Genomic DNA, 20,399 nt, shown 5'->3' on the forward strand with positions numbered 1-20,399 from the left:
GCGCCCTGGTTGGGCCAGCCGGCTGGAACCCAGTCTCAGCGCGCCAGTGCCTTGGTGACGGCAGCCTCGGCCAGCGGCACCATCTTCGCGTACCCGGCCGGCGTGGGATGCACGCCATCGCTGGCCAACTCGGGATCCAGGCCGCCGTCCTTGTTGGTCAGGGCCGTGTGGTAGTCCAGATAGACCACGCCCTGTTGCTCCGCATACGCGCGCAGGGCCTTGTTGAGCGCGGTCACTTTGCCGGCGGGCTGCACGCCCGGCTGCCACGGGTAATCGCTGACCGGCAGCACCGAGGCGAGCACGATGCGGATGTTGTGCGCCTGCGCCAGTTCCACCATCGCGTGCAGGTTGTCTTCGATCATCGCCTGCGTGGTTGGCCCGGTATTGCCGGCGATATCGTTGGTGCCGGCGAGGATCACCACCAGCGCCGGTTTCAGCGCGATGACGTCCTGCTGGAAGCGCACCAGCATCTGCGCCGTGGTCTGCCCGGAAATACCGCGGTTGACGTAGGGCTTGCCCGGGAAGAAACGATCACTGCCGGTCGGTCCCCAGCCCTCGGTGATCGAGTCGCCGTAGAACACCACGCGCTTGGTCCCGGGCGCAACGGGTGCCAGCGCGGCGTTCTCGGCGCGGTAGCGCTGCAGCTGTGGCCAGTCCAGCAGGCGCTGCTGCATCTCCGTGATCTGCGCGGGCGTCGCCTTGTCGGCAGGCACCAGATACAGCGGATTGACTGCAGGGCCATCCTGCGCCTGGGCAAATGGGTGAAGCGCGCACAGCACCAGGCCGGCGGCAAGGGCGAAGGGACGGGTCAAGGCTGGCATGATGCGGCGCTCCAGTAAGGGCAAGCCAGCAGTCTCAGCGATCCGCCACCAGCGATTCAAGCTGCAGCGCGACGCGGAAGAGAACGTCGCCACGCGGTGACCGTGGTGCTCAAGCGGCGCCTGCGCCAGCGGCTCCCAGCAGCCGGTGGCGATGACAACCTCGTCGCCCTGGGCAAGATGGTGGCGCAGTCGTTCTCCGCCACGGTTGGCGGTGCAGCAGACCTTTGAAGAACCGGCTTGCCGTTTCCCAGCGGGTCAGCGTCAAGTCGAAATCAAATACCACCACGGTGCGGTCTGACATCCGTATCAGCTCCTTTCAGAAGACGCCTTGCACCAGCAGTTTGTCGTCATCGGTCGGTGTGAGCACCAACCCGTAAGCCTCGTTTCCGCGATGGAAGCCTGCCGAGCAGATCGCGTCCCAGCCCTGCCCGCAATCCACTTCGGGATGTGCCGCAAAGACGGACGTGCCCTCGTTGTCGGGCGCGGATGCGAGCCATCCGGCCTGGATGAGCAGCGCCTTGGCCTGCGCGTACGGCATCCCCACGGTAATGCCGATCTGCGTCCACGCTGCGGGCAGCGACGGTGCATCAGCGGCATGCACGTGGCCGGCAGACAGCAGGAGCACCACAGCCAGGAACATCGATTTCATCGGCATCACATCAACACCATGGCTGCACAGCATAAAGCGCAGAGCCCATCAGAACCCATCCAGCGTCCGCAGCAGTGAGCCAAAGGTCAGATAGAACGAGTTGTGCCCACCCTGCGCGCGGCCGTAGCCGAGGAACACCGGCCCCAGGAACGTATCGGCGCCGACGAACAGGCTGCCTGCGGTCTGCATGCCATCAAGGCTGACATCCTCGCGGCGCTGCCAGAATCCGCCCCACTCCACACTGCCGCCGACGTACAGCGGGATGGTCAGCAGCGAATCGGCGTGCGCGACGCGACGGTAATACACCACCCGGGCCAGCGCGGTCTGCGGCGCGAAGATGGATTCTTCCGGATAGCCGGACAGATTGCCCAGCCCGCCCAGGAAGCCGTAGGTGGCCAGCAGATCATCGCCGCCGTGCGCGGAGGACGCACGCAGCCCACCCAGCCAGCGGTTCTGGCCGTGTGCCCATGCCCCATCCCACTGCACCCGCGTCACCGCCGCCGAATTGTCGGTGCCGAGCGCATCGAGATAGTGCTGGCGCGTCAGTGACACGCGCTGGCCGCGACTGGGGAAGGCCGAGCTGTCGATCGAATCGTGGCGTAGCTGCCAGCCGACGCTGCCCATGTCCGCGCGGTAATTGCCCAGCTCGGTGGGGTTGCCGACGTCCAGGCGCAGGCGCTCACGGCCCCGCTCGCCGAACAGCGCGATTTCCCAGTCCGGATGTGGCGAATACGCCCAGCGCAGTCCACCCAGCCACTGGCTGTAACGGAACTCGGCGAGTGCGCCGCCGCGCATCAGCGCCAGGTCCAGATCGGTGGCGCGGTATTTGGCATAGGTCGACAATGCATGCCGGCCACTGCTGCCGAACGGCCGGTAGTACTCGGCGAACGCCTCTTCCACTTCGCCCAGCCCCACGCGCAGTTTCAGCTCCGCGCCCTGCTCGCTGAGGCCGGTGCGGGTCAGCTCCGTGATGAGCTGGTAGTTGCTGCTGCCGTCGAAATCATCGGACAGGCGCAGCGCGAAGTGCAGAAAATCCGGTCCCCAGCGTTTGTCCTGCGGTGCGAGCACCAGGCCCTGCTGACCGTCCCGCACCTCCAACCGCCACTGCACCTGCTGGTAGCGGCCTTCGCCGTACGCCGTGGCGACCTTCTGCTCCACGCGGTCCGGCGCCAGCGGTTGACCGACCTCCGGCTGCAGGCGCTGCTCGATGTAGCGTGCGGTACGCGTTTTATCGCGCAGCACATCGATGAAGGCCACGATCGGCACGTCATACGCCGGCGGGCGATGCTGACGCTGGAAGGCGGCGTAGCGAGTATCATCCACCTGGAAGCGACGAACCGCCGCGACCTCGGCCTGCGCGGCCTGCTCACCGACGCCGACCGCCTGTGGTGAGCGGTTGAAGTCCTGGCTGCCCATCTCGCCCAACGGCGGTGTGATCAGCAGATCCTGCGAGCCGAGCGTGGCCAACTGCGCGAGTACTTCGCGCTGCATCAGCACGCTGGCCATCTGGTGGCTGATCGCCAACGGTGAATCCAGCTGCGCTTCGGTCATCAACGGCGAGCCGACCCGCGACACGATCAACCGCTGCGCTCCCAGCCGCCGCGCCTCATCAATCGGCACGTTGTCGACCACACCGCCATCGACCAGCAGATGGTCTTCATAGCGGACCGGCGCGAACACGCCCGGCACCGACATGCTCGCGCGGATGGCCAACGCCAGATCGCCCTGCGCGAACACCACCTTCTCGCCGCTGACGATATCGGTAGCGATGGCCCGGAACGGAATCGGCAGATGATCGAAGTCGTTTACCTGCCAGGTCGGCAGCAGCAGGCGGCGCAGCAGCATCTCCAGCTTCTGGCCCTGGATCAGCCCCTGCGGGAACGCGATCTTGCCGTTGCTCAGGCCGACTTCGACGCCGCCCAGCAGGCGCAGGTCATCTTCCTTGCGGCGCATGCTGCGCTCATCGCGTGGCGGTTTGTCGCGCAGCACCTCGGCCCAGTCAATCCGGTCCAGCACCGCCTCGATCTCGTCGGCCGTGTAGCCAGAGGCATACAAGCCGCCGACCACCGCGCCCATTGAAGTGCCGACGATGCAATCGATCGGCACGCGCTCGCGCTCGAGCACCTTGAGCACGCCGATATGGGCCGCGCCGCGGGCACCGCCACCGCCAAGGACCAGGCAGGTGCGGGGGCGGTCGGGATCCTGCGTTGCCGAATCAACGGGTGTGGGAGCGGTCTGCGCCACCGCCATGAGCGGGGCGCACGCCAGCGCTGCCAGGACGAACAGCCAGCGGCTGCAGCCACGTCGCGTGGCCCTGCCGGTGGCGTGTGGTTGTGTCTGCCGCATTCGATCCCTCATTCCCCGATACCCGTCATCCCCTTGAAGCGCACTTTGCCTGCCGGGACCGGCGAGGTCCACCCGTCGGGCATGGGGCCGGCGTTTCAACTGCCACTGGAAAGAAAGCCCACCAGTGCCACGACCAGACAGACCAGGCCGCCAGCCAGCGGCGGATAGGTGGCCCATACCGGCGCCCCTTGGCCAAGCGCGAAGGCGACGAACGCTTCCCGCATGCTTCGGCCGGTCAGGAACGGAATGACGATCAACGCCAGCAGGGGCAACAGCGAGGAAAGGCCAAAGCAGAGGAATGCCGGCCGGTGATCGTTGCTGGCAACTCCGCCCACCAGGTACAGGGCCAAGCCACTGAACAGGCCCACCAAGAGCAGGATGTTGGCGACCCGGATCGTGGTGCGGTGACGGCGCCGCAGCGCGGCCCGGGACCAGCCACGGTACTGCGTCTGCAATCCCCTCGCCCAGTACGCGACGAGCCATGTGGCGATGATGCCGCCGACGACACCGCTGCCCGCCGGTCCCCAAGAATGGATATCCATGCCTGCGTCCTTGTGGTCTGACCCGAGTGTAATTCCATCACCGGGCCGGAATGCAGCACGGCCGCCCATTGCGGGCGGCCGTGTGTCCGATGCGAAGCGCAGCTGACTGATGAGCGGCGCTACCGATGTCCCGCCTCAGTGCTTGGCCGGCGGCGCATTCTTCACATAGGTATCGAACCAGGTGAGCATTTCCGACACCAGCTGCTCATTGGATTCCAGCGCGGTGTACCAGTGCGGTTCGTGCGGCAGCATCACCAGGCGGGTGGTGCCGCCATTGCCGCGGATCGCCTGGAACAACTTGCGCGACTGGAACGGCTCGGTGCCCGGGTTGGCGTCATCCTCGCCGTGGACCAGCAGCAGTGGCAGCTTGATCTTGTCGGCATAGAAGAACGGCGAGGCCTTCAGGTACACGTCCTGTGCCTGCCACACCGAGCGGCGCTCGTTCTGGAAGCCGAACGGAGTGAAGGTCTTGTTGTACGACCCACTGGTGGCGACACCGGCCTTGAACAGGTCGGTGTGCGCGATCAGGTTGGCGGTCATCAGGCCACCGTGGCTGTGACCGGTGACACCGATCCGGTTGCGATCGACCACGCCCAGGTCCACAGCCTTGTCCACCGCGGCCTTCGCATCGGCCTCAAGCTGTTCCAGATACGTGTTGTAGGCGGTTTTCGGGTCGCCGACGATCGGGAACGAGGCATTGTCGATGATCGCGTAACCGGCCAGCAGCATCAGCCGGTACGGCGCCAGGCGGGTGAAGGTCTGCTGCGAACCGGACACCTGCCCCGCCTGCGCCGCGTTGGCAAAATCGGCCGGGTACGCGTACAGGATCGCCGGCACGCGCTGGCCTTCCTTGTACCCCGGCGGGGTGTAGAGGGTGAACGACAGGTCCACGCCGTCGGCGCGTTTGTAGGTGACCAGGCGCTTCTTGATCTGGCGCACTTCCGGGGTGGGGTCGACCAGGTGGGTCAGTGCGGCCGGCTTGGACAGGAACTGCGCTTCGCCCGGCTTGGCATCGGCGACGTCCTCGCCCAGCAGGCGCACGAACGCATTCGGCGCATCGGTCACCGACTGGTGCCAGGTGAGGAGGTGGCCCGGGATGGCGCTGAAGCCGATGAACTGCTCGTAGGCATCGGCATCGCTGCGGAAAAGACGCTCCGTTTTCAGGCTGCGGAGGCTGAGCGCATCCAGGAACGGACGGTCGCCCTGCGGCGAAGCGCCCTGCCCGCGCAGGAAGACCGTGTTGCCTTCCTGACGCACCACGTAGGCGCCGTTGGGCAGGCGCTCGTATACGAAATTACCTGGATCCTCGTAGAGCTCATCGCTGGAAAGATCCCACAGCAGGCGACCTTCCTGCTTCGGCTTGTCCACGTTGACGATGCGGGTCTGGCGCCAATGCCGGTTCTCGTCGTTCTCATCAAGGAAAGCAACGTCCGGCTGCGCGGTCCAGGCCAGGCCTTCGAAGCGCTGCGCAGTGCGGGCGATCTCGGTCGGCTTGGCGGTGAACGGGGCCTTGAGCATCAGCACGCGGTCGCGGTGCGGGACGGTGACTTTCCAATCGCCTTTGTCCAAGGCTTCGGCATACACCAGCGTGGCTGGATCGGTGGCGCGCCAATCGAAATCACGTGGACCCTCCGGCACGCCATGCACCGGTACGCGGTCGGCCAGCGGCAGGCTGGCGATCGGCGTGCTGCGGCCGCTGGAAACATCCAGTACCGCCACGTCATTGGCGAAACGCTGGTAGGTGACCGCATGCGAGAACGGTGCCTTGAGCGTCGTGGTGAGCACATGCACGCCATCCGGTGCGGCCCCGACGCTGTCCAGCAGCGCCGGTGTGCCGACGGTGCGCACCGTGTTGGAGGCCGTATCCACCACCGCCAGCTGCGACTGGCCATAATAAGCGAACAGCGCTTCATCGTAGGCACTGGTCAGCGTATCGCGGGCCTCATAGGTGCTGCTCTCACCGGCAGTTCCCAGCGACTCCTGGATGTCCGGGCCGATCGCACCGTCCGCAGACGGTGCCGGGCCCTGCCTGGCAGGAACCAGCTTGACCAGCAGCTGCTGGCTGCCACCGAGCCACTGCACGGTACTGCCGAAGATCGGATTGAGCGCTACGTTGGGAACCTGGCGGACCTGACCGGTGACCGCATCGCCGATCCACAGCTGCACGCTGTCATCGACCACATTCTGGAACGCGAAGCGCTGGCCGTCGGCCGACCACTGCGCCATGCCGGCACACCCGTTGGGCAGCGCCACCTTGGTAGAGCGGCCGCTGAGGGTCTCCACCACGGTGAAGTCACCGACGCACGGTGGAATGCCGTAACCACCCGGGGTGTCGTGGCGGCTGCGGTTCTTCGGCTCCAGGCGCACACCGGCCAGCTTCAGGTACGGCTGGGCAACGCGGGTGATCGAGGGATAGGTCTGCGTGGTGGTCAGCAGCAGGCGCTGGCCGGTCGGGTCGACACTGGGTATCGGCGGTGGCGGCGCCTTGAGCACCTTGAGCAGGCTCTCCGGTGGTGTGGCGTAGCCACTGGCATGGGCGGGCATCGTGCCCAGCGTGGCGAAGGCTGTCACGGTGAACGCCGTGGACCAGAACGTACGAGCAAGCATGCGTGTCCCCTTGGATATGGTGGGAGCCGGCACGGCAGGGTCGTCGGTCGGCACGTCTCGAATCTAACACTGCCGTGCTACCCGAAGATGGGCCAGAAGAAATGGCCGGCGGCCATCGAGACCGGTATCGCGGTGCGGTACCCTTGTCGTTCCATTGCTTCCGGGTGCCGCTGTGCGAACCGTGCACGCCCTCCGTTATGTCACCCCGCTGCGCGAAGGCGGCTCCCTGCCCGCCGTGGTCGAGACCGACGACGACGGCATGGTGGTGCTCAAATTCCGCGGCGCCGGCCAGGGGCCCAAGGCCCTGATCGCCGAACTGATCGCAGGTGAAATCGCCCGGACGCTCGGCCTGCCGATTCCGGAAATCCTGTTCGTCGAACTGGACCGTGAGTTCGCGCGGACCGAGCCGGACCCGGAAATCCAGGATCTGATCCGCGCCAGCGAAGGCCTGAACCTGGGCAGCGATTACCTGCCCGGCGCGATCAACTACGACCCGGCCGCGATGCAGCCCGAAGCGGAACTCGCCTCGAAGATCGTATGGTTCGATGCGTTCACCAGCAACGTCGACCGCACCGCGCGCAATCCGAATCTGATGGTGTGGCATCGCAAGCTGTACCTGATCGACCATGGTGCGGCGATGTACTTCCATCACGATTGGGCCAGCGCTGGCGAGGCGTGCAAGAAGCCGTTCGTGCTGATCCGCGATCATGTGCTGTTGCCGTTCGCCACGCAGATTGCCGAGGTCGATGCCGAGCTTGCGGTGATGCTGCCCGATGCGGAGATCGAGCGCATCGTCGGCCTGGTACCGGACAGCTGGCTGGTGGACGAACCCGTGTTCGACAGCCCGGCGGCCTACCGCCAGGCCTATATCGACTACCTGCAGCACCGCCTTCGCGTTCGCGTGGCCTTTGTCCAGGAGGCCGTCCGTGCCCACACTGCACACGTATGACTATGCGGTGATCCGCGTGGTGCCCCGCGTCGAGCGCGAGGAGTTCATCAACGTCGGCGTCATCGTCTCCTGCCCCGGTGCCAAGCATCTGGAAGCGGCGATCGAGCTGGATCTGGAGCGGGTGCATGCCTTCGCTCCTTCGCTGGATATCGACGGCCTGCAGCCGTGGCTGGACGCCATCGTGGCGATCTGTCGAGGCGACGCGAACGCCGGCCCCATCGCGCAGTTGCCGGCGCGCGCACGCTTCCACTTCCTCACCGCAAAACGCAGTTCGGTGGTGCAGATGTCGAGCACGCACGTGGGGCGCACCGCGGATCCGTCCAGTGTGGTGGAGCATCTGATGCGGAAGATGGTGCGGGTGCCGGGCTAGCTCACACCGGCCAGCGGCACCACGCGAACGGGTAGCCATGCAGACCGCTGGCCAATCCCGCGCGCATGGGAGTGGACAGAATGTAGGTAGCGCAGGCGAGCAGTTGACGCTCGTCCAAGGGCCGCTGATCGTGGTAACCCGGTTGCCAGATTCGCCCCCGGCTCGCAGTGCGTTCATGCAGCGCGCGCGCAGAGCGCGACTTCAACGTTCGGATCACCGTCGACAGCCGGTGTCCGCGCAGACGGAACAGCCAGTGCACGCAATCCGGCATGACCACCCAGGCCAGTGATTCGGTGCGCTTTTCAGCATCGGAGGTGCGTAGCCACCGCACGACTTCCTGCGCATGGGCGGAATGGGCGAGCAGCGCGCATTGACGGGTGGAAAACGAGATGACGACGTAGCAGGCGTGTGGCAACGCACACCGGCCGGGTGTAGCAGCGGAACTGGGCATCCGGCCATCATGACCACGGATATCCACCCGTTTCAGAGGGAGACTTCGCCTGCCCCTGTAAGAGTTATGCGTGGTGCGCTGTAGGCATGCCATCCATCACCGGACAGGAACCGGCTGCTCTGGTGGCGTTGGGCAACGCGAACCGCCGCCCTGCACCTCACCCCTTCGGCAGCGCGTAGGCGATCACGTAATCACCCGCCGGCGTTTCCATGAAGTGGTGGCCGCCGGCCATGATGACCACGTATTGGCGCCCGCCAAACTCATAGATCATCGGGTTGGCCTGGCCGCCCGCGGGAAGCTTGGCGTGCCACAGTTCCTTGCCGGTCTTCAGGTCGATGGCGCGCAGCAGATCATCGGTCGCCGCCGCAATGAAGATCAGTCCGCTGGCGGTGACCACCGAGCCACCGTTGTTGGGCGTGCCGATCTCGATCGGCAGGCCGGAGCGGATGCCGAACGGGCCGTTGCCGCGGGCGCTGCCGAACGGACGGTCCCACAGGGTCCTGCCGGTGCGCAGGTCCACGGCACGAATGCCGCCATAGGGCGGTTCCTTGCACAGCAGCTTGGTGAACGGCAGGCGCCACCCCGCGTTTACATCGATGGCATACGGCGTGCCCACCTGCGGATCCCCCGCGCCTTCCGCGCCGCCCTTGTCCGCTTTGACGTCCTCGCGCGGCAGCCAGCCCAGCTTGTCCGCCTTCTCGCGCGGCACCAGCCGGTTGTAGTTGGGCATGTCGTTGTAATTGGCCACGATCACGCCGCGGCGCGGATCAACAGCGACGCTGCCCCAGTCCGAACCGCCGTTGTAACCGGGATACTCGATGGAATGACGGTCCGCCGTCGGCGGCGTGTAGAAGCCTTCATAGCTGGCCTTGCGGAACTGGATGCGGCAGACCAGCTGATCGATCGGCGTCATGCCCCACATGTCGCGCTCGGTGAGGTCCGGCTTGCGCAGCGTGTGATACAGCGAGAACAGCTGGGTCGGCGACCGCTGTTCCGGCTCGACGCCACCGGTGGGCACCTTGCGTTCCTCGGCCGGGGTCAGCAGTTTGCCGGTGCGGCGGTCGAGGATGTACATGTCGCCCTGCTTGGTGGGCAGCAGCAGCGCCGGGACCTTGCCGGCGGCGGTCGGGTAGTCGATCAGCGTCGCCTGCGAGCCCATGTCGTAATCCCAGACATCCTTGCGCACCGCCTGGAAGTGCCAGGCCGGCTTGCCGGTAGTGACGTCAATGGCGACCAATGAGGTCGCGTACGTGTTTTCGTTCTCGGTGCGCGAACCACTCCAGTAATCGCCGGCCGAGTTGCCCATCGGTAGGTAGACCAGGCCGAGTTCGTCGTCACCGGTCGCGGTGGTCCACATGTTCGGGGTGCCGCGGGTATAGGTCTCACCCGCCGGCGGTGCACCCTTGCGATCGGGGCGGACCATGTCCCATGCCCAGCGCAGCTTGCCGGTGACGGCATCGTAGGCCTGGATCACGCCGGAGGGGGCATCGCGACGCTGGCCATCCAGCACCTGGTGGCCGGTCACGATCACGCCCTGCACGATCGCCGGCGGCGAGGTGATGGAGACATACCCGGCCGGACTGTCGCCCATGCCGACGGTGATGTCGACCTGGCCATTGTTGCCGAAGCCGAGGCACGGCTTGCCGGTCGCGGCATCGACCGCGATCAGGCGGCCATCCAGGGTGCCTTCGATGATGCGGGCAGCGCAGGCCCCACGCGGCACCTGGGTCAGCACCGGCACGCCATTGGGGACGGCAAGATCGGCCGCGACATCGTTCAGCTCGGTGTCCTGGGCGGTAGCGGGTACTTCGTAATAGGAGACCCCACGGCAGGCCGCGGTGTATGGAATGGAGGTGTCCTTGACCCTGGGGTCGTAGCGCCAGCGCTCGGTACCGTCAGCGGCATTGAGCGCCACCAGCTGGTTGCGCGCGGTGCACAGGTACAGACTGTCGCCGACTTTCAGCGGCGTGGTTTCCGCGCCCCAGCGCTTGTCCGGCAGATCACCGGTCCGGAACAGCCAGGCCTGTTCCAGCGTGCCCACATTGTCCGGGGTGATCTGCTGCAGCGGCGAGAACCGCGTGGCCGCGTTGTTGCGGCCATAGGCGGCCCAATCGCCATCCACCGGGCGATCGGCCGGCTGCAGCGGCGCATCGGCGGTCGGGGCCAGGCCGGTGCTGGTCATCGGCTCGGGGAATGCGCCCTCGGCGGTGGTAACGCCGTGCGGCACGAACGCCAAGGTGAAGGCGGCGACGAACACCAGCGCCAGCACGCCGGCGATGCCACGCGAGACCTTGCGCGAGACCGGGCGATCCAGCGTGGGCAACAGCAGCGACAGCACGAAGCCGATGGCCACGATCAGGCCCAGGCGCGGCACCCAGCGCCAGTAATTGCTGCCCGACTCCCACCACGTCCACAACAACGTGCCGACGAACACCAGCGCGAACCACAGTGCGCCGCTATAACGGCCCCGCCACAGCTGTACCCCCGAGACAAGCAGTCCGATACCGGCCAGCACGTAGTACCAGGAACCACCGAGGCTGGCGAGCCAGGCGCCCCCTGCGGTGAACACAACGCCCAGCAACAGAATGACTATGGCCAGCACAGCCACCAGCCAATGGCGGGGGTGGCGGGTCTGCGTCGTGGTGGACATCGGTCTCTCCTGAAGCGCGAAGATCGCCGACGTTGCTGCCGGTCCCGCGGCCCTTATCCCACCGGGGTCGTGAACGTTGCGCGTTCTTTGCAACGAAAAACGCCGGCGTGTGCCGGCGTTCTCCGTGTGACTACCACTGGCAGGCCTTACGCCTCCGGCGGTGCCACCACCGGGCTGGCCTCGACGGCCGCCAGTGTTTCTTCTTCCACACCCTCGTCCAGCGAGGCATCCATGCGTTCCACCGCCTGGAGCTTCTCTTCCTTGGACAGACGGATCAGCGTCACACCCTGGGTGTTGCGGCCGACGCGCGAGATTTCCGAACCACGGGTGCGCACCAGGGTGCCACCATCGGAAATCAGCAGCACTTCGTCGCGCGGCCCCATCAGCACCGCACGCACCAGCTTGCCGTTGCGCTCGGTGGTCTGGATGCCGATCACGCCCTGCGTGCCGCGGCCCTTGCGCGGGTAATCCGGCAACGGGGTGCGCTTGCCGTAGCCGTTCTCGGTCGCGGTCAGGATGTACAGCGCGTTGTCGTCGTCAGCCCCGTTCTCGATCACGGCATCGCCGCTGTCGATCACGGTCTCATCGACCTGGCTCTCGTCCTCGTTCTCGTCTTCACTGCCGCCCGCACTCTCGGCCACGATCAGACTGACCACTTCCTCGCCCTTGGGCATCTTGATGCCGCGCACGCCAGTGGCGGTACGGCCCATCGAGCGGACCTTGTCCTCACCGAAGCGCACGGTCTTGCCGTTGGAGGCGAACAGCAGGATGTCGCGCTCACCGTCGGTCAGGCCAACGCCGACCAGCGCGTCACCCTCATCGAGGTTGATCGCGATCTTGCCGCGCGCCAGACGGAAGGCGAACTCGCTGAGCGGGGTCTTCTTGACGGTACCGTTGCGGGTGGCGAAGAACACGAACTGGCCTTCGGCATACTCACGGACCGGCAGCACGGCCTGCACCCGCTCACCGGTTTCCAGCGGAATCCAGTTGATGATCGGGCGGCCACGGGCGTTGGAACCGGCTTCCGGCAGCTGATGCACCGGCAGCCAGAACACCTTGCCTGCGCTGGTGAAGGTCAGCAGCGTGTCGTGCGTGTTGACCAGCCACAGCTGTTCGATGAAATCCTCTTCCTTGGTCGACGCGGCGCTGCGGCCACGGCCACCGCGGCGCTGGGCCCGGTAGGCACTGACCGGCTGGCGCTTGGCATAGCCGGCGTGCGACAGGGTGACCACCACGTCTTCCGGGGCGATCAGGTCGAGGATGTCCAGGTCTTCTTCGCTGTGGCGGATCTCGGTGCGGCGTTCGTCACCGAACTCGGTGCGCACGTTGATCAGCTCTTCGCGGATGACCTGCAGCAGACGGTCGGGATCTTCCAGGATTTCGATCAACCCGGCGATCACTTCCAGCAGCTGCTTGTACTCGTCGGTCAGGCGGTCCTGCTCCAGCCCGGTCAGGCGGTGCAGGCGCATTTCCAGGATCTGGGTCGCCTGGATCTCGGTCAGCTGGTAGCCACCCTCGAGCAGGCCCACACCCTTGGGCAGATCATCCGGACGCGACGCTTCGGCACCGGCGGCGCCCAGCATCGAGCCGACCAGGCCCGGCTCCCACAGGCGGGCGAGCATGCGTTCGCGCGCTTCGGTGGGGTTCGGCGAGGTCTTGATCAGTTCGATCATCTCGTCGATGTTGGCCAGCGCGACGGTCAGGCCTTCCAGCACGTGCGCACGGGCACGCGCCTTGCGCAGCTCGAACACGGTGCGGCGGGTGACCACTTCGCGGCGGTGGCGCACGAAGGCCTCGAGCATCTGCTTGAGGTTCATCAACTGCGGGCGGCCATCCACCAGCGCCACCATGTTGATGCCGAACACCGACTCCATCTGGGTCTGCTGGTAGAGGTTGTTCAACACCACTTCCGCCGACTCGCCACGCTTGATCTCGATGAAGATGCGCATGCCGTCCTTGTCGGACTCATCGCGCAGTTCACTGATGCCTTCGAGCTTCTTTTCCTTGACCAGCTCGGCGATCTTCTCGATCAACCGGGCCTTGTTCACCTGGTACGGGATCTCGGTGACGATGATCGATTCGCGGCCGTTGTCAGCCACTTCGACCTCGGCCTTGGCGCGGATGCGCACACGGCCACGACCGGTCCGGTACCCGGCAACGATGCCGGCGGTGCCGTTGATGATGCCCGCGGTCGGGAAGTCCGGGCCCGGGATGAACTCCATCAGGCCGTCGACGTCGATCTCGGGATTGTCGATCAGCGCGATGCAGGCGTTGATCGATTCGGTCAGGTTGTGCGGCGGGATATTGGTCGCCATGCCCACCGCGATACCGGCCGAACCATTGACCAGCAGGTTCGGGAACCGGGTCGGCATGACCGTCGGCTCCAGTTCCTTTTCGTCGTAGTTGGGCTGGAAATCGACCGTTTCCTTCTCGATGTCCGCCATCAGCTCATGAGTGAGCCGCGACATGCGGGCTTCGGTGTATCGCATCGCAGCGGCGGAGTCGCCGTCGACCGAACCGAAGTTACCCTGGCCATCGACCAGCATGTAACGCAGCGAGAACGGCTGCGCCAGACGCACCAGCGTGTCGTACACCGACTGATCGCCATGCGGGTGGTACTTACCGATGACGTCACCGACGATACGCGCCGACTTGAAGTAAGGCTTGTTGGCGTGCGCGTTGAGCTCACTCATCGCGAACAGCACGCGGCGATGCACCGGCTTGAGGCCATCGCGCGCATCCGGGAGTGCGCGCCCCACGATCACGCTCATCGCGTAATCGAGGTAACTCTTGCGCATCTCGTCTTCCAGGTTGACCTGGATGATTTCCTTGGCGGTTTCTGCCATTCGGGTTCCGTTGTCTGGTAGCGGTCCAGTCCGTCACGACCGCCCTTTCGGGGCAGTTGCGCCGGAATCTCGATTAACCGTTGGATACTACCACAGCGGGCCATTTTCCGCCCGCTTTTACGGGGGTTTTACCGGCAAGAATCAGGAACTTACGGGAGCGTTGCCGGCCAGCGGGCGGCACGGCCGCAGGTATCCAGCGGGGAGCCCCCTGGGCAAGGGGGCAGCCGCAACGCGCTAGTGCCGCGACTTATCCGAATGCAGCCTGCATATTGGCCGCCGTCGGGTTCAGGATCACCCCGCGCTCGGTCACGATGGCATCGATCAGGCTGCCCGGGGTGACATCGAACACCGGGTTCCAGGCGGCGATGCCCTCGGCCACGGTGCGGGTCCCGCCCACCCCGTACAGCTCGCCGGGATCGCGCTGCTCGATCTCGATCTGGTCGCCATCGGCGGTGTCCATGTCCACGGTGGAGGACGGCGCCACCACCATGAACTTCACGCCGTGATGGCGGGCGGCGATCGCCAGCTGGTAGGTGCCGATCTTGTTGGCGGTATCCCCGTTGGCGCAGATGCGGTCGGCGCCGACGATCACCCACTGCACCGCGCCGGTCTTCATCAGGTGCGAGGCCGCGGAATCGGCGATCAGGGTGGCATCGATGCCATCCTGCTGCAGCTCCCACACGGTCAGGCGCGCGCCCTGCAGCCAGGGCCGGGTCTCGCCGGCGAACACGCGGGCGATGCGGTGCTGGGCCATGCCGGCACGGATCACGCCCAACGCGGTACCGAAGCCGGCGGTGGCCAGCGAGCCGGTGTTGCAATGGGTCAGCACGCCGCTGCCAGCCTCGATCAAGCCAGCGCCCAGCGCGCCCATGTGACGGTTGGCGGCCAGGTCCTCCTCGGCGATCGCCTGGGCCTCGGCGGCCAGCACCTGCTGCCAGTCGGCACCGGCCGGGGCCAGCGCGCGGCGCATGCGGGCCAGCGCCCAGGCCAGATTCACGGCGGTCGGGCGGGACGCATTGAGGCGCTGCAGCGCCGGTTCCAGCTTCAGCAGCGCCTGGGCGCCATCATCGGCCTGCACCTCGTTGGCCGCCAGCACCACGCCCCAGGCGGCCGCAATGCCGATCGCTGGCGCGCCGCGTACGGTCAGCGCGTGGATGGCCTCCGCAACGGCGTCGCTTTCGCGGCACTCCACGTGCTCGACAATGAACGGCAGTTTGCGCTGGTCGAGCAGTTGCAGGCTCTCGCCGGTCCACAGGATCGGGCGGATATGGTCGTAACGGGCGTAATCGATGTCGGTGGATGCGTTCATCGGGCCATTGTAGCGGCGCGCCGATGCGGGCGGAATCGCGTGCTCAGTTGACCGCGAACTCGGCCCGGCAGCCCTTGTCCACCCAGACCCCGCGACTGTCCCAGCCCCAGCTGCTGCCCTGCTCGCAGGGCGTACCCGACAGTTGCTTGTTGAGCGTGACACCGTGGGTGATTCCCGCACCACAGAAGCGGCGCTGACGGGATTTGGATTCGCAGACGAGAATGCGCGGCACGTTGAGGAAGCCGCTGCCATCGGCGGCACCGACCTCGAACTCGCCCTGGCAGCCGCGGGTCACCCAGATCTCGTTGCGCCGATAGCCCCAGCTGTGGCCTTCGCGGCACGGCAATGACGTCAGCTGGCGCAGCAGGCGGACCGGCGCGCCCTGCAGCACGACCGGGCAACTCTGCGGGCGACCACTGGATTCGCAGCGCACGACCCGGCGCGTGCGACGCTCGCCATCGGCGCGGGTGGCGGCAACGGCGCTACGCGCCCGGAACTCGGCGCGGCAGCCCAGCGTGACCCAGATACCGGAACGGTCCGTGCCCCACTCCGAACCCCGCACACAGCTGTTGTCGGACAGCTGTCGGATCAGATCGACGCCGCGTTCGGTGGGGATGTCGCAGTGCACCCACTCCATGTCGCGTGATTCGCAGCGCACCACTTCGCCGGCGTAGCCGCCCGTCTGCGCGAGCGCCGTCTCCGGCAGCAGCGCAGTCCACAGCAATACCGGCCACAGGGGCATGCCCGCGCCTACCAACAGCTTCATCAACACGATCCCCGCCACGCTTGAACGATCACACGATCACCTTCGGACATCCCGTGTGATCAGAGCATCATCATGCAGCCCGTGCAAGACGCGACTGCGTCAAAAGCACCCTCACGCCCGGGCGAAATCGAAGGCCAGCACATCGGCGATCCGGCCGGTGCGGTTCATGGCCATCAACAGACGGTCCACGCCGACCGCGACGCCCGCGCAGTCGGGCAACGCCGGCAGGGCTGCCAGCAGACGTTCATCCAGCGGGGGCAGCACGTCGCCACGCGCGGTGCGTCTGGCATGGTCGCGCTCGAAGCGCGCGCGTTGTTCAGCCGCATCGTTCAGCTCGTGATAGCCGTTGGCCAGCTCCACACTGCCCAGATACAGCTCAAACCGCTCGGCCAGAGGCGGCGTGCCGGGACGGATCCGGGCCAGGGCCGCCTGGGTGGCGGGCCAGTCGTGCACCACCGTCATCGTGTCGTCACGGAAGTGCGGCTGGATGCAGTGGGTCATCAGCAGATCGAGCCAGTCGTCGCGGGTGAGCCCATCGGCCTCGATGCGGACCTCGGCCAGCGGCGCCTGCAGCTGTTCCAGGCTGGCTTCGAACGGGTCCAACCCGACGTGCCGCTGGTAGAGGCCGCGGTAATCGATCACGTCCAACGTGGCCTCGCGCTGGACCAGCTGCAGCGCGGCGCGGAACAGCTCGGCGGTCTCGTCGATCAAGCGGCGGTGATCCCAGCCCACCCGATACCACTCCAGCATGGTGAACTCGGGGTTGTGGCGGCCACCGGCCTCGCCATTACGGAACACGCGGCCGAGTTCGTAACAGTCCCCCACCCCGGCGGCAAGCAGCCGCTTGAGGGGAAACTCCGGCGAGGTGCGTAGCCAGCGTTGCGGCGTGCCTGCATCCACGTGCCCGCTGAAACGGGTGTGGAAGCTGTCGATGTTCGGCTCGGTATTGCCGGCGGCAGAGAGGATCGGCGTTTCAACCTCCAGTACATCGCGCGCGGCGAAGAAGCCGCGGATCAGCGCGTTGAGCGCAGCACGCTGGCGCAGCGCGGCAATCATGCGCGCGCGTCCTTCAGGCGCTGGGCCAAGGGCAGAGTCAGCAGATCGCGGGTGTCATCCACATAGCCGGTGGCCAGGTACAACCGGCGCGCCAGTTCGTTGTGGTGGTTCACTTCCAGCCGCATCCGCTCCACACCCCGTGCATTGGCACGCTGCTCCAGAATCGCCAGCGCCTGCTTGCCGCGCCCGCGGCCGCGCGCGGCATGGGCCAGATAAAGCTCGTCCAGCAGCGCGAAGTGACCGCCCTGCTCCAGGCTGAAGCCCATCGCCAGCGCACCGTAGCCCACCACAGCGCCCGCTTCGTCCAGCCACAACAGCACTTCGCCATTGCGCGGATCTTCCAGCAGTGCGGCCAACGCGTTGCGCACGCGGGTGTCGTCGAAATCGAGTTGGTCTTCGGCGTAGAAATCGCGCATCAGCCCGATCAACAGCGCGGTGTCAGCGACGGTGGCCAGGCGGAAATCGAGGGAAACGGTCTGCATGCGGTCTCTCTTGTTCAATACTTCGCCAGGAAAGCGACCAGCTGGTCTTCGTCCCAGACCGGCACGCCCAGCTCCTGCGCCTTGGTCAACTTGGACCCGGCCTCGGCACCCGCCACCACGAACGAGGTCTTCTTGGACACACTGCCGGCCACCTTGGCACCCAGTGCTTCCAGGCGCGCCTTGGCCTCATCGCGATTCATCTGCGACAACGTCCCGGTCAGCACAGCGGTCTGGCCCTCCAGCGGACCTGTTGCCTGCTCGGCTTGTTCCGGCGCCAGCGCCAGCAGCTTCTGGCGGTAATCCTCGGCCTTGAGCAGCATCGGCCCGTGGCCCTCGCTGTCCAGCCAGTCGGCCAGGCCCATGGCTACCTCATTGGGCAGGCCGGCGGCCACGAAGCGCACCGGCTCGGCATCCAGCACCGAGGCAGCGTCCGGCAGCATGGCGACCAGCTTTTCGGCGCGCAGGCGGGTGATGCCCGGAATCTCCGCTTCGACCAGCAGCTGCGCGAAATCCAGACCCTCGCGCAGCTTGGCGATCGGTGGATGCACATCGCTGATCCGCACCTGGCCGACCTGCAGGAGTGCATCGATCGCCTCCTGGTTGCCGGCCTGCTCGAAGAAGTGGCCGAGCGAGCGCGCGACTTCACCGCCGATGTCCGGCACGCGCTTGAACAGCGGCCACGGCAGGTGGCGGATCAGCTCCAGATCCCCGAACCAGGTGGCCAGGGCCTTGGCGGTGCTCTCGCCCACGTGTTCGATGCCCAGCGCGAACAGCAGGCGTTCCAGCGTCGTGGTGCGGCTGGCGTCGATCGCGGCGATCAGGTTGTCGGCCCACCTGGTCGCGATCTTCTTCGTGTTCCAGGTGAACGTGGCCGGCATCGCCAGTGCCTGCGCGCGCCACGCCTCGTCAGTGCCATCCAGCCTGAGAATGCCACGCAGGTAATCGCCACTGCCTTCCGGCGGCAGGTGCAGCCCGATCTGGCTGGCCAGGGCCTCGGGCGACTCGGCATCCAGCACCAGCTTGAGCTGCAGCAGCTGGTCGCGCTGGAGGCGATACAGATCGGCCACGCCACGCACGATGCCCGCATCGACCAGCGTCTCGATGTACTTGCCGCCCAATCCATCGATATCCATCGCACGACGCGAGGCGAAGTGCGCGATGGCTTCCTTGCGCTGGGCCGGGCAGCTCAGCTCACCCGAGCAGCGCCAGGCCGCCTCACCCTCTTCGCGGACGATCTCCGAACCGCACACCGGGCACTGCGAGGGCATCTGCCACGGGGTAGTGCCGGCGGGGCGACGGTCGGCGATGACGCTGACCACTTCCGGGATCACATCGCCAGCGCGGCGCACGATCACCGTATCGCCCACGCGGACATCCAGACGCGCGATCTGATCGGCGTTGTGCAGCGTCGCGTTGGACACGATCACGCCGGCCACGGCCACCGGTGCCAGGCGCGCCACCGGGGTTGCGGCGCCGGTGCGGCCGATCTGGATCTCGATCGCCTCCACCGTGGTGGTCTGCTCCTGTGCCGGGAACTTGTGTGCGATCGCCCAGCGCGGGGCACGCGCGACGAAGCCCATCTGTTCCTGTCCGGCGCGGTCATCGAGCTTGTAGACCACACCGTCGATATCGAAGGCCAGGCCATCGCGGCGCTCGCCGATATCACGGTAGTAGGCGAGCAGCCCGTCCGCACCTTCGACCACCTGGCACAGGTCGCTGACCGGGAAGCCCCATGTACGCAGCTGGGCGAGCGTGGCCGAGTGCGTGGGCGGCAGTTCACCGCCGTCTACCTGGCCGATGCCATAGGCGTAGAAACTGAGCTTGCGCTTGGCGCTCATCTTCGGATCCAGCTGGCGCAGCGAACCGGCCGCGGCGTTGCGCGGATTGGCCAGCACCTTGCCGTCATGCAGCCGGGCATCGGCGTTGTAGGCCTCGAAATCAGCGCGGGCCATGTAGACCTCGCCGCGTACTTCCAACACCTCAGGCCAGCCTTCGCCGTTGAGCGTCTGCGGGATCACACTGATCTGGCGCAGATTGGCACTGACATCCTCACCGGTGGCGCCATCACCCCGGGTTGCGCCCTGGACGAAGCGGCCATTCTCGTAGCGCAGGCTGATCGCCAAACCGTCGAGTTTGGGTTCGGCTGAAAAATGCAGCGTACTGCGGCGCAGGCGCTCGCCGATGCGGCGCACGAAATCCTGGACTTCCTCATCGCTGAAGGCATTGCCCAGCGACAGCATCGGCACCGCATGGCGGACCTCGGCGAAGCGCGAAGAGGCCTTGCCACCGACCTGCCGGGTGGGCGAGTCGGCCGCGGCCAGTTCCGGGTGCGCCTGTTCGATTGCCTCCAGCTCACGCACCAGCAGGTCGTACTCGACGTCGGGAATCAACTGCTCGTCGCGCTCGTGGTATGCCTTGCCGGCATCCTCGATCTGGCGGCGCAGGACGTCGGCACGTGCGGCGGGGCTGGGGGTCATGCGGAAGGCGATCCTGGTGGGGCATTCAATTTTACCCCTCCCCCCGCTCCTGCGCGCAGTGAAGAACGCTTGCCGCCA

Annotated in this window: 16 protein-coding genes; 3 read left to right on the forward strand and 13 right to left on the reverse strand. The window is 66.5% G+C overall.

The window, feature by feature from the left end; translation table 11 throughout:
- Positions 1 to 35: 35 nt before the first annotated feature.
- The gene (locus K4043_RS04085) at positions 36 to 821 is read right to left on the reverse strand and encodes an SGNH/GDSL hydrolase family protein (protein WP_265308296.1); all 786 of its coding nucleotides are present in this window, start codon (positions 819 to 821) and stop codon (positions 36 to 38) included.
- Positions 822 to 926: 105 nt separating this feature from the next.
- Between K4043_RS04085 and K4043_RS04090 the strand changes: the two genes are divergently transcribed.
- Positions 927 to 1,049 (forward strand): hypothetical protein, encoded by a 123-nt coding sequence (locus K4043_RS04090; protein ID WP_265308297.1) that lies wholly within the window; start codon positions 927 to 929, stop codon positions 1,047 to 1,049.
- Between the two features lie 88 nt (positions 1,050 to 1,137).
- Here the strand turns inward: K4043_RS04090 and K4043_RS04095 are convergent, their stop codons facing one another.
- The 4 genes from K4043_RS04095 to K4043_RS04110 form a co-directional block, all read right to left on the reverse strand.
- Positions 1,138 to 1,470 (reverse strand): hypothetical protein, encoded by a 333-nt coding sequence (locus K4043_RS04095; RefSeq protein WP_265308298.1) that lies wholly within the window; start codon positions 1,468 to 1,470, stop codon positions 1,138 to 1,140.
- A 48-nt stretch (positions 1,471 to 1,518) separates the two neighbouring features.
- On the reverse strand, positions 1,519 to 3,816 hold the full coding sequence (locus tag K4043_RS04100; protein WP_265308299.1) for a patatin-like phospholipase family protein: 2,298 nt from the start codon (positions 3,814 to 3,816) through the stop codon (positions 1,519 to 1,521).
- Positions 3,817 to 3,911: 95 nt separating this feature from the next.
- Positions 3,912 to 4,358, reverse strand: coding sequence for a hypothetical protein (locus K4043_RS04105; protein ID WP_265308300.1), 447 nt, complete (start codon positions 4,356 to 4,358; stop codon positions 3,912 to 3,914).
- A 135-nt stretch (positions 4,359 to 4,493) separates the two neighbouring features.
- Positions 4,494 to 6,902: a prolyl oligopeptidase family serine peptidase gene (locus K4043_RS04110; protein WP_265308547.1), complete on the reverse strand. Its 2,409-nt coding sequence runs from the start codon at positions 6,900 to 6,902 to the stop codon at positions 4,494 to 4,496.
- A gap of 235 nt (positions 6,903 to 7,137) precedes the next feature.
- Between K4043_RS04110 and K4043_RS04115 the strand changes: the two genes are divergently transcribed.
- Complete coding sequence (locus tag K4043_RS04115; RefSeq protein ID WP_321160131.1) at positions 7,138 to 7,914, forward strand: HipA family kinase; 777 nt, start codon at positions 7,138 to 7,140, stop codon at positions 7,912 to 7,914.
- Positions 7,892 to 8,284 carry a DUF3037 domain-containing protein gene (locus K4043_RS04120; RefSeq protein WP_265308302.1) on the forward strand — a complete coding sequence of 131 codons (393 nt, stop codon included), beginning with the start codon at positions 7,892 to 7,894 and terminating at the stop codon, positions 8,282 to 8,284. Before K4043_RS04115 ends, K4043_RS04120 begins: the two co-directional genes overlap by 23 nt.
- 1 nt (position 8,285) lies before the next feature.
- Here the strand turns inward: K4043_RS04120 and K4043_RS04125 are convergent, their stop codons facing one another.
- The 8 genes from K4043_RS04125 to ligA form a co-directional block, all read right to left on the reverse strand.
- Positions 8,286 to 8,735 (reverse strand): transposase, encoded by a 450-nt coding sequence (locus tag K4043_RS04125; protein ID WP_265308303.1) that lies wholly within the window; start codon positions 8,733 to 8,735, stop codon positions 8,286 to 8,288.
- 157 nt (positions 8,736 to 8,892) lie between these two features.
- Positions 8,893 to 11,385, reverse strand: coding sequence for a membrane-bound PQQ-dependent dehydrogenase, glucose/quinate/shikimate family (locus K4043_RS04130; protein ID WP_265308304.1), 2,493 nt, complete (start codon positions 11,383 to 11,385; stop codon positions 8,893 to 8,895).
- A gap of 146 nt (positions 11,386 to 11,531) precedes the next feature.
- Positions 11,532 to 14,231, reverse strand: coding sequence for a DNA gyrase subunit A (gene gyrA, locus K4043_RS04135; protein WP_265308305.1), 2,700 nt, complete (start codon positions 14,229 to 14,231; stop codon positions 11,532 to 11,534).
- Between the two features lie 247 nt (positions 14,232 to 14,478).
- Positions 14,479 to 15,540: an S-methyl-5-thioribose-1-phosphate isomerase gene (mtnA, locus tag K4043_RS04140; RefSeq protein ID WP_265308306.1), complete on the reverse strand. Its 1,062-nt coding sequence runs from the start codon at positions 15,538 to 15,540 to the stop codon at positions 14,479 to 14,481.
- 43 nt (positions 15,541 to 15,583) lie between these two features.
- Entirely contained in the window at positions 15,584 to 16,306 is a 723-nt protein-coding gene (locus K4043_RS04145; RefSeq protein ID WP_123729646.1) for a DUF3011 domain-containing protein, read from the reverse strand.
- Between the two features lie 111 nt (positions 16,307 to 16,417).
- A complete protein-coding gene (gene epmA / locus K4043_RS04150; protein WP_265308307.1) occupies positions 16,418 to 17,362 on the reverse strand; it encodes an EF-P lysine aminoacylase EpmA in 945 nt (314 codons plus the stop codon).
- A complete protein-coding gene (locus K4043_RS04155; protein ID WP_265308308.1) occupies positions 17,359 to 17,844 on the reverse strand; it encodes a GNAT family N-acetyltransferase in 486 nt (161 codons plus the stop codon). Before K4043_RS04155 ends, epmA begins: the two co-directional genes overlap by 4 nt.
- A 14-nt stretch (positions 17,845 to 17,858) precedes the next feature.
- Positions 17,859 to 20,321 (reverse strand): NAD-dependent DNA ligase LigA, encoded by a 2,463-nt coding sequence (ligA, locus tag K4043_RS04160; protein ID WP_123729649.1) that lies wholly within the window; start codon positions 20,319 to 20,321, stop codon positions 17,859 to 17,861.
- Between the last annotated feature and the right edge of the window lie 78 nt (positions 20,322 to 20,399).

Source organism: Stenotrophomonas sp. SRS1 (assembly GCF_026130205.1).
Lineage (GTDB): Bacteria > Pseudomonadota > Gammaproteobacteria > Xanthomonadales > Xanthomonadaceae > Stenotrophomonas > Stenotrophomonas rhizophila_B.